Annotated in this window: 11 protein-coding genes and 4 tRNA genes; 14 read left to right on the forward strand and 1 reads right to left on the reverse strand. The window is 32.7% G+C overall.

Going from position 1 to position 10,000, the window contains the following annotated elements; translation table 11 throughout:
- Positions 1–824, reverse strand: an 824-nt coding sequence (locus LDL23_RS03280; protein WP_291264440.1) for a GLPGLI family protein, incomplete at its 3' end; no start/stop codon positions are given.
- Positions 825–890: 66 nt separating this feature from the next.
- Between LDL23_RS03280 and LDL23_RS03285 the strand changes: the two genes are divergently transcribed.
- From LDL23_RS03285 to LDL23_RS03350, 14 genes are all read left to right on the forward strand, one after another.
- Positions 891–2,159: a DUF2851 family protein gene (locus LDL23_RS03285; RefSeq protein WP_291264441.1), complete on the forward strand. Its 1,269-nt coding sequence runs from the start codon at positions 891–893 to the stop codon at positions 2,157–2,159.
- Between the two features lie 28 nt (positions 2,160–2,187).
- The gene (locus LDL23_RS03290) at positions 2,188–2,409 is read left to right on the forward strand and encodes a PspC domain-containing protein (protein ID WP_194093121.1); all 222 of its coding nucleotides are present in this window, start codon (positions 2,188–2,190) and stop codon (positions 2,407–2,409) included.
- Positions 2,410–2,487: 78 nt separating this feature from the next.
- Complete coding sequence (locus tag LDL23_RS03295) at positions 2,488–4,308, forward strand: sodium-dependent transporter (RefSeq protein WP_291264442.1); 1,821 nt, start codon at positions 2,488–2,490, stop codon at positions 4,306–4,308.
- Positions 4,305–4,460 (forward strand): hypothetical protein, encoded by a 156-nt coding sequence (locus LDL23_RS03300; RefSeq protein WP_291264443.1) that lies wholly within the window; start codon positions 4,305–4,307, stop codon positions 4,458–4,460. Before LDL23_RS03295 ends, LDL23_RS03300 begins: the two co-directional genes overlap by 4 nt.
- Positions 4,461–4,470: 10 nt before the next feature.
- Entirely contained in the window at positions 4,471–5,349 is an 879-nt protein-coding gene (locus LDL23_RS03305) for a helix-hairpin-helix domain-containing protein (RefSeq protein ID WP_291264444.1), read from the forward strand.
- Positions 5,350–5,388: 39 nt separating this feature from the next.
- A complete protein-coding gene (locus LDL23_RS03310) occupies positions 5,389–6,558 on the forward strand; it encodes an acyl-CoA dehydrogenase family protein (protein WP_291264445.1) in 1,170 nt (389 codons plus the stop codon).
- Between the two features lie 153 nt (positions 6,559–6,711).
- The gene (gene rpsU / locus LDL23_RS03315; protein ID WP_291264446.1) at positions 6,712–6,906 is read left to right on the forward strand and encodes a 30S ribosomal protein S21; all 195 of its coding nucleotides are present in this window, start codon (positions 6,712–6,714) and stop codon (positions 6,904–6,906) included.
- A gap of 67 nt (positions 6,907–6,973) precedes the next feature.
- On the forward strand, positions 6,974–7,864 hold the full coding sequence (locus LDL23_RS03320; protein WP_291264447.1) for a tyrosine-type recombinase/integrase: 891 nt from the start codon (positions 6,974–6,976) through the stop codon (positions 7,862–7,864).
- A 33-nt stretch (positions 7,865–7,897) separates the two neighbouring features.
- Entirely contained in the window at positions 7,898–8,200 is a 303-nt protein-coding gene (gene raiA, locus LDL23_RS03325) for a ribosome-associated translation inhibitor RaiA (protein ID WP_026724876.1), read from the forward strand.
- Positions 8,201–8,292: 92 nt separating this feature from the next.
- Positions 8,293–8,366, forward strand: a tRNA-Thr gene (locus tag LDL23_RS03330).
- A gap of 32 nt (positions 8,367–8,398) precedes the next feature.
- A tRNA-Tyr gene (locus tag LDL23_RS03335) sits at positions 8,399–8,480 on the forward strand.
- Positions 8,481–8,551: 71 nt separating this feature from the next.
- Positions 8,552–8,623: transfer RNA gene (locus tag LDL23_RS03340), tRNA-Thr, on the forward strand.
- A 57-nt stretch (positions 8,624–8,680) separates the two neighbouring features.
- Positions 8,681–9,868 carry an elongation factor Tu gene (tuf, locus tag LDL23_RS03345; RefSeq protein WP_026724875.1) on the forward strand — a complete coding sequence of 396 codons (1,188 nt, stop codon included), beginning with the start codon at positions 8,681–8,683 and terminating at the stop codon, positions 9,866–9,868.
- A gap of 52 nt (positions 9,869–9,920) precedes the next feature.
- A tRNA-Trp gene (locus tag LDL23_RS03350) sits at positions 9,921–9,992 on the forward strand.
- Positions 9,993–10,000 lie beyond the last annotated feature (8 nt).

Below are 10,000 nucleotides of genomic sequence, written 5' to 3' on the forward strand. Positions count from 1 at the left end.
CCCGTTCTGTCATAAGCATCGCCATTTGATTGTTCGGTTAAATCTAAAAAGACTAAATCTCCTTTTTTAATTTCAGGAAAAGTGATTTTTTTCAAAATGATAGTTCCGTTTGCAAATCGTAAAATACTATCATTTGATTTGGAAGCGTCTGAAAAATTAATGATTTCATTTTCGAATACTTTAATGGTAGTAAAGCGACTTTTCCATACCAAATCTTTATAAGTCAAACCATCTAAAAAAGGACTTTTGGTTGTGCTTTTTTGTAAAATTAAACTCGGACTAACTGATTTTATCTTATCGATTTTAGTAGCCGAAATAACAAAATTCCCATTACGAACCATTTCCAAAACTAGACCAATGTTTTGCCCTAAAGTTGTCGGGGCTCCATTTACTTGTAATTCGTTGGTATACCAAAGTTCAATCGTGTTTGAGTTGATTATCGTTTTTGCTTTTTGACATTTGTAACCCAAAATAGTTTTAGTTTCCGTTAAAAACTCGAAGTTTTGTTTTGCCAACGAAAGACTATCAACCGTAGTAACCGATTTCTCTTTTTTGAGTTGGGTAACCTGAACAATTTTATTTTCAGTGCGATTGATTAACGTTTGTTCAAATGGAAAATCTGCTTTCCCAGAATTCATTTTTTCAGAAGTAACTAAGGTTTCTGTCGGATTTGTGAAAACTAAAATGGCATCTTGATTTTCGATGAGCTTTCCGTTGGAACTTCTGGTGTAGGTTATTTTGAATCCTTTTGGTGGTTTTGCATTTGTTTGAGATTGTGCGAACGTAAAAAGGCTTAATAATGTGATGGTTATAAAATTTTTCATAAATGTTGGGTTGTTCAGCAAATATAATTTTTTATCTTTGTTTTTCAATTATATACGCCATACAGAATGAAAGAAGATTTTTTGCACCACGTGTGGCAATTCAAGAAATTTGATATTGCCAATTTAAAAACTACAAAAGGAGAATCGATTCAGATTCTCAATTCGGGTCAATATTTACAACTTGCTGGACCTGATTTTTTCAATGCACAACTTGTTATCGGAAATCAAAAATGGGCTGGAAATGTAGAAATTCATCTCAAGTCATCGGATTGGTATGTGCACAATCATGAGAAAGATTCCAATTATGATTCGGTGATTTTACATGTTGTTTGGGAGTATGATGTACCTATATTTAGGAAAGATGATTCCGAAATTCCAACTTTAGAACTCAAAAAATATGTAGCACTTTCAGATTTGCATAAATATCAATCGTTAGTAAGTCAGAAATCTTGGATTTATTGTGAAAATGAGCTGCGAAATGTAGATGATTTTATTTTTAATAATTGGCAAGAACGTTTGTTTTTTGATCGTTTAGAAAGAAAATCACAACTGATTTTTGACTTAGTGGAAGCTTTAAATCATGATTGGGAAGCGGTTTTGTTTTGTCTTTTGGCTAAAAATTTTGGTTTAAATACGAATGGCGAAATGTTTTATAAAATTGTAAAATCGATTCCGTTTTCGGTTGTTCGAAAAGAATCTTTTTCTTTGGAATCATTAGAAGCTTTATTATTAGGTCAAGCAAATTTACTTTCTCATGATTTCCAAGATAGTTATGCGAAACAACTGCAGAAATCGTATTATTATTTAGTTCAGAAATATCAACTACATGAAAAAGTAGCTGGCTCGGTGGAATTTTTCAAGCATCGTCCTGATAATTTCCCTACGATTCGCTTGGCGCAATTGGCTAATTTGTATTTTCATCGAAAGAATCTTTTTTCATTGATTATGAATTGTAATTCTGTGAATGAATTGTATAAGGTTTTTAACGTTGGTGTCAGTCAATATTGGGAGACACATTATAATTTGGATAAAGAAAGTTCAAAAAAGATGAAAAAACTTTCCAAATCATTTATCGATTTATTGGTTATCAATACAATCATTCCGCTTCGATTTGCTTATGCCAGAAGCCAACAAAAAGAAATCACACAGGAATTAATTGACTTAGCGATTACAATTCCTTCAGAACAAAATATGATTATAGAGAAGTTTGAAATTTTTGGAATACGTTCTAAAAATGTCTATGAATCTCAAGCCTTATTGCAATTAAAAAAGAATTATTGCGATTATAAAAAGTGTTTGGATTGCGCAATCGGACATTTTATTCTTAAAAAATAATCGTATTTTTGAAAAAAAATATTTAAAAATGGTCCAAAACCTATTGCATTTTTTTGAAAAACATGGATTTTTTGTAGCCTCTCGTTTGGCTGATAGATTAGGTATGCGAGCTACAAATGTTCGCTTGTTTTTCATTTATATATCTTTTGTAACAGTAGGTTTGGGATTTGGATTGTATCTTACTTTGGCTTTTCTTTTAAAGCTAAAAGATATGATAAAAACTAAAAGAAGCTCAGTTTTTGACTTATAAAATTTCATTAAGTGTAAGTTTTATTTGAATTTTAGATACTTTTATTATCTTTGAAGCATTAACAACCAATAAAATTATATGGCAGCAAAAGTAGAAGCGTGGGGTTCACGCGTAGGGCTAATCTTGGCTATGGCTGGAAATGCTGTTGGATTAGGGAATTTTTTAAGATTTCCAGTTCAAGCAGTTCAGAATGGAGGAGGAGCTTTTATTATTCCTTATTTAGTTTGTTTTTTATTAATGGGAATTCCATTATTGTTGATTGAATGGTCAACAGGTCGTTTCGGTGGAAAATTTGGTAACCACAGTACGCCTTATATATTAGATACAATGGCTAAGGGTCGTGTATGGAAATATATCGGTGTTTTTGGAATTTTTACTAACATTGCCGTTGCTGCATATTACTGTTATATCGAGTCTTGGACAATGTCTTATGTGTATCACTCAATTGTAGGAACATTTGACGGAATGAGTCAAGCAGATGTAGCAGGATTCTTCAATTCTTATGTAGATATTTCTCAGTCTACTACTGGAATTCCTTATGAAGCAGTTCTTTTTTACATTATATGTTTGTTGTTAAATACTTGGATTTTATCTAAAGGTTTAGGAGGTATCGAGAAAGTTGCTAAAATTGGAATGCCATTATTAATTTTATTTGGTGTAATTTTAGCCGTAAGAGGAGTTACTTTAGGTACTAGTGGAGCTTCGGATATTTTTCCAAATGCAAATGCATGGGATGGTTTAAATTTCTTATGGACACCACAATTTGATTCATTGGCAAATCCTAAAGTTTGGTTAGCTGCTGCAGGTCAAATTTTCTTTACGCTGTCAGTAGGTATGGGAACCATTCATTGTTATGCGGCTTATTTAAAAGAAAAAGATGATGTGGCTTTAAATGCTGTATCTGCTGGATTTATGAATGAGTTCGTTGAAGTAGTTTTAGGTTCTTTAATTGTTATTCCTATTGCTGCTGGATACTTAGGATTAGATTGGGTTATTCAAAATGCAGGTTTTGGTATGGCTTTCCAAACAATGCCTTATTTGTTTCAACAATGGGGTGGTGTTTTAGCTATCTTAGCAGGTGTGTTTTGGTTCGGACTTTTATTCTTTGCCGGAATTACTTCTTCATTAGCAATGGGAACTCCATGGATGGGATTCATGTCTGATGAATTTGGCTGGTCTAAAAATAAAGGAGCATGGTCTTTTGGAGCCTTAGCATTACTTATGGGATTACCAACTGTTATTTTCTATAATCAAGGAGTTTTTGATCAATATGATTATTGGGCTGGAACTGTGAGTTTGGTTGTATTTGCTTTCTTAGAAACAGTGTTGTTTTCTTATATCTTTGGAATCAATAGAGGTTGGGAGGAAATCAATAAAGGAGCTGATATCAAATTACCTAAATTCTTTAAATATGTAATTTTGATTATTACACCATTATTGTTAGGTGCTGTTTTGGTGTCAAGTATTCCGGATTGGGTTAATCAAATTAAGAACAACGATACCAATAATAAAGAATGGTTTGCCGATAATTATTTCGCTGAAAACTTTGAAGGCTCGGGTGCTGTTTCTGGAAAAGTTATTGACGTAAAATCTGATTATATAAAATTTGAATTTGAAAGCGAGAGAAAGAAATTTGATAAAGTGTCAAATCAAGTTCTTGTTGAAAAATTTAATGATACAAAAGAATATAAATTTGATTCAAGTTTAAATCAAGAAGCTATTGTAAAGGTTGGTGATGTTATCAAACCAGGTGATGCAATTGCTAAAGGGAATTTTACCAACAATACATTGTATAAATTTATTGGAAGAATGTTATTGTTGTCACTTTTTGTGTTTATTTCAATAATTGTTTACGTTGCTTACAAGAAACGTGTTAAAGAAGGGAGAGCTACATTATGAATTCAGCAGCATTAATTACAATGGTTTTGGCGCAAGGAATTGTTATTCGTTTGACACTTTATTTTTTCTATAAAGTTTTAACTACTCCACCTGTTCAAGAACCAGATTCTTTCTCGGATAATGATGAAGAGTCTATTAGAAAAAACGATTAATTTTTTTAAAATGAATAAATTTAAATCCTACTTCCTGTTTTCAAGAGAACACAGAAGTGGGATTTTTTTGTTGTTTGCAATCATTATTGTTGTTCAGTTAGGATATTTTTTTCTAAAAGATAATTTTATTTCAAAAACTACTACTGCAGAAGACAAAGCTTGGCTATCTGTACAAAATGAAATTGATAGTTTAAAAAATAGTCAAGCTACCAAAAAAGATACGATTTATCCATTTAATCCAAATTACATTACTGATTATAAAGGGTATAAGTTAGGGATGACAATTCAGGAAATAGATCGTTTACATGCTTATCGAAAAAAAGGAAAGTTTGTAAATTCTGCCGAAGAGTTTCAACAAGTAACTCAGGTTTCTAATGTTTTTTTGGCAAAAGTTAGTCCTTACTTCAAATTTCCAGATTGGGTAAAAAATAAAACCAATGTCACTTCAGAAAAGTTTCACAAATTTTTACCAAAGGAAAAAGAAAAAATAGTTCAAAAAGATATTAATACTGCAACAAGAGAAGATTTAATTGCGGTTTATGGTATCGGAGAAAAATTAGCAGATAAGATTTTGCAAGAAAAAGAAAAATTTGGATGCTTTGTTAGTATGGAACAATTCCAATTTATATGGGGAATTAGTCCGGAAGCTCTAGCGGATTTAGAAAAACGATTTGTTGTAAAAACTCAAAACGGAATAAAGAAAATTGCAATCAATGATTTGTCACAGAAAGAATTAGCAAAATTTCCCTTTTTTAATTATGCATTAGCTAAAGAAATTGTCATCTATAGGACTATGAATAATGGCATTAAGAATATTGATGATTTAACAAAAATTAAGGGAATGCCTAACGAAAAAATAAAAATAATAGCCTTATATTTGGATTTTTAAAAATATTACCAATAAAACAACCTATACAATTACAGATTTATGAATTCAATGTATTTCACAGAAGAACACGAATTATTCAGACAAAGTTTTAGAGATTTTTTACATAAAGAAGTGGTGCCTCACATTGAAAAATGGGAAAAAACAGGAACTATTGAGCGTTTTATTTGGGAAAAATTTGGAGAAATGGGCTTCTTTGGATTGAATTATCCTGAAGCATATGGTGGAATGGATTTGGATTTATTCTATACTGTTATATTTTTAGAAGAACTTCAAAAAGTGAAATCTTCTGGTTTTGCCGCAGCTATGTGGGCTCATGCTTATTTAGCTATGACGCATTTAAATGCAGAAGGTGATGAAAGAATCAAACAAGATTATTTAGCGCCAAGTATCGCAGGAAAAAAAATTGGAGCTTTATGTATTACAGAACCATTCGGAGGAAGTGATGTGGCAGGAATGCGAACAGTTGCAGTAAGAAACGGAGATAAATTTATAATCAATGGTTCTAAAACCTTTATTACTAACGGAGTTTATGCAGATTATTATGTGGTAGCTGCTAAAACCAATCCAGAACTTGGAAATAAAGGAATTAGTATATTTTTAGTAGATGCAAAAACGCCTGGTATTTCAGCTACTAAATTAGATAAATTAGGTTGGAGAGCATCAGATACTGCTGAACTTGCATTTGATAATGTTGAAATTCCTGTTGAAAATTTAATGGGTGAAGAAGAGAAAGGATTTCCATACATCATGCAACATTTTGCTTTAGAACGTTTAATTATGGCGATTAATGCACATGCACGTGCAGAATATGCAATTGAGTATACCTTAGAATATATGTCACAGCGTGAAGCTTTTGGAAGTCCTATTAATAAATTTCAAGCATTAAGACATACAATGGTAGAGCATGCAACAGAAGTAGAGCATTGTAAAATATTCAACTATGCCGCTGTTGCAAGATTAAATAAAGGTGAATATGTGGTGAAAGAAGCTACAATGGCTAAGTTAAAATCAACAAAAGTTGCAGATTTGGCTATATACGATTGTTTACAAATGTTAGGAGGTTACGGTTATGTGGAAGAATATCCTTTAGCACGTTTGTTAAGAGATAGTCGTTTAGGTCCAATTGGTGGAGGAACTTCTGAAATTTTGAAGGAGATTTTATCAAAAATGATTATTGATAATCAAAACTACAAACCGGCGGTTAAATAATATTTTTAGTAAATAATATTGAACTCCTATTTTAAACAGATAGGAGTTCTTTTTTATTAAAAACAATTCTTTTAAAAGTTTGACAAATAGAAGTTTTGTAATTAAAAAATAATTTCTACATTTGCACCCTTAACGAGAGGAGGTGTCTATATTATGTTAATTATACCAATTAAAGACGGAGAAAATATCGATAGAGCATTAAAGCGCTATAAAAGAAAATTTGATAAAACAGGAACTGTTCGTCAGTTACGTGCACGTCAGGCTTTTATTAAACCATCTGTTTTAAACAGAGCTAAGATCCAAAAAGCATCTTACATTCAAGGATTAAGAGACTCGTTAGAGAGTTAATATTTTTTGAATAAACTATATCAACCGCTAATAAATAAAGTGTAACTTTGTTGTTAGCGGTTTTTTTATGGCTACAAATCTACAAGCATATCAAGATTATTTGGTTAAAGAGAAAAACTATTCTCCTTTAACGGTTCGAGCGTATTTGGATGATATTTATTCTTTTCAAGAATATTTAAAAGAGCAATCGGTGAGTCTTGAAGAGGTTGTTTATCCTCATATTAGAAGCTGGATAGTGATGTTGGTAGAACAAAACATATCAACAACTTCCGTAAATCGTAAAATTTCAGCTTTAAAATCATATTACAAGTTTCTTTTAAAGGTGAAGCAAATTTCGGTAAATCCTTTGTTAAAGCATAAATCTTTAAAAACTGCAAAAAAAGTTCAAATTCCATTTTCGGAAAAAGAATTGCAAGATGTTTTTTCAGATAATGATTATTCGAATGATTTTGAGGGAATTCGAAATCGATTGGTGATTGAGCTTTTTTATACAACGGGAATTCGTAGGGCTGAGTTGATAAATTTAAAATTGAATAGCGTAAATGAAATTCAAAAAACAATTCGTGTTGTTGGAAAAAGAAACAAAGAGCGGATTATTCCAATGTTGGATTGTACGTTAAATTTGCTTAAATGCTACAAAGAACAACGAAATCATTTAGAGGTAATTAAGGATAAGGAGATGTTAATTTTATCTAAAACCGGAAATAAAGTGAGTGAATCGTTTGTGTATCGATTAATAAATGATTACTTTAGTACTGTCTCGAAAAAAGAAAAAAAGAGTCCACACGTTCTTAGGCATTCATTTGCAACGCATTTGTTGAATAATGGAGCCGATTTAAATTCCGTAAAAGAGTTATTAGGTCACGCTAGTTTGTCGTCCACTCAGATATACACACACAGTAGTTTGGCTGAATTAAAAAAAGTATATCAACAGGCACATCCAAGAAGTAAAAAATAATTCGATTGTATAACCATTTTAATTAACAGAATTATGAAAGTTAATGTGCAAGCAGTAAATTTTAATGTAGACAGAAAATTGGTAGATTTCATTCAAGAAAGAATGGATAAGTTGGAAAAGTATTATGATAAAATAGTATCGGCAGAAGTTTTTTTAAGACTTGAAAATACCAGTGATAAAGAAAATAAAACGGTTGAAATTAAAATTATAGTTCCAGGTGATGATTTTCTGGTAAAAAAAACAGCAAAAAGTTTTGAAGAAGGTGTTGATTTGTCTGTAGATTCATTGGAGAGAGTTATTGTTAAAAGAAAAGAAAAATTAAGAGCGCATTCATAAAAAGAAAAAAAACATAAAAAATGTTTTGATTCAAAAATAAATTATATACATTTGCAGTCCGTTAGAAATAGCGGACTTTTTATATTTAAGTTGCCGGTGTAGCTCAGCTGGCTAGAGCAGCTGATTTGTAATCAGCAGGTCGTGGGTTCGAGTCCCTCCATCGGCTCAAAGTTGTAAGCGACTTAATATAAAAGGTTTGGGGAGATACTCAAGTGGCCAACGAGGGCGGACTGTAAATCCGCTGACTACGTCTTCGCAGGTTCGAATCCTGCTCTCCCCACGAGATTTTGAATTTAGAGAGAAGGATTTGGTTTTTCTGAATTCTGATGGCTAACTTCTGAATACACAAAAGCCGGTGTAGCTCAGGGGTAGAGTGCTTCCTTGGTAAGGAAGAGGTCACGGGTTCAATTCCCGTCATTGGCTCTTAAGAAAGTTTATTTTTTGAACACTAATATATAACTAAGATTAAATTATTAAATCATGGCAAAAGAAACCTTTGATCGTTCGAAGCCCCATTTAAATATTGGAACTATCGGACACGTTGACCACGGTAAAACTACATTAACAGCTGCAATTACTAAAGTATTAGCTGATGCTGGTTTATCAGAAGCAAAATCATTTGATCAAATTGATAATGCTCCAGAAGAAAAAGAAAGAGGTATTACTATTAATACATCTCACGTAGAATATTCTACAGCTAACCGTCACTACGCTCACGTTGACTGTCCAGGTCACGCGGATTACGTTAAGAACATGGTTACAGGTGCTGCTCAAATGGACGGTGCTATCTTAGTAGTTGCTGCTACAGATGGTCCTATGCCACAAACAAGAGAGCACATCCTTTTAGGTCGTCAAGTAGGTGTGCCTAGAATGGTTGTATTCATGAACAAAGTGGATATGGTTGATGATGCTGAATTATTAGAGTTAGTAGAAATGGAAATCAGAGATTTATTATCTTTCTATCAATATGATGGTGATAATGGTCCTGTTGTTCAAGGTTCTGCTTTAGGTGGATTAAACGGTGATCCAAAATGGGTTGCAACTATCATGGAATTAATGGATGCAGTTGATAACTGGATTGAATTACCAGTTCGTGACGTTGAAAAACCATTCTTGATGCCAGTTGAAGACGTGTTTACAATTACAGGTCGTGGAACTGTTGCTACAGGTCGTATCGAAACTGGAGTTGCTAATACAGGTGATGCTGTTGAAATCATCGGTATGGGAGCTGACAAATTAACTTCCACTATTACAGGAGTTGAGATGTTCCGTAAAATCCTTGATAGAGGTGAAGCTGGAGATAACGTAGGTTTATTATTAAGAGGTATCGCTAAAGAAGATATCAAAAGAGGAATGGTTATTATTAAGCCAGGATCTGTTAAACCACACGCTCACTTCAAAGCTGAGGTATATATCTTGAAAAAAGAAGAAGGTGGACGTCACACTCCATTCCACAATAACTACCGTCCACAGTTCTATGTACGTACAACTGACGTAACTGGTACTATTTCTTTACCAGCTGGTGTAGAGATGGTTATGCCTGGTGATAACTTAACAATTGATGTTCAATTATTAAGCCCTATCGCTTTATCAGTAGGTTTACGTTTCGCTATCCGTGAGGGTGGTAGAACAGTAGGTGCTGGTCAGGTTACTGAAATTTTAGACTAATTATAAGTCGATAATAAATAAAACCAGCAGTTCGCTGCTGGTTTTTTAACAAACGGGCGTAGTACAAGGGCTAGTATAGTGGTCTCCAAAACCATTGATGGGGGTTCGAATCCCTCCGCCCGTGCAAATAAA

It is taken from the genome of Flavobacterium sp. (genome assembly GCF_020217025.1).
Classification (GTDB): Bacteria; Bacteroidota; Bacteroidia; order Flavobacteriales; family Flavobacteriaceae; genus Flavobacterium.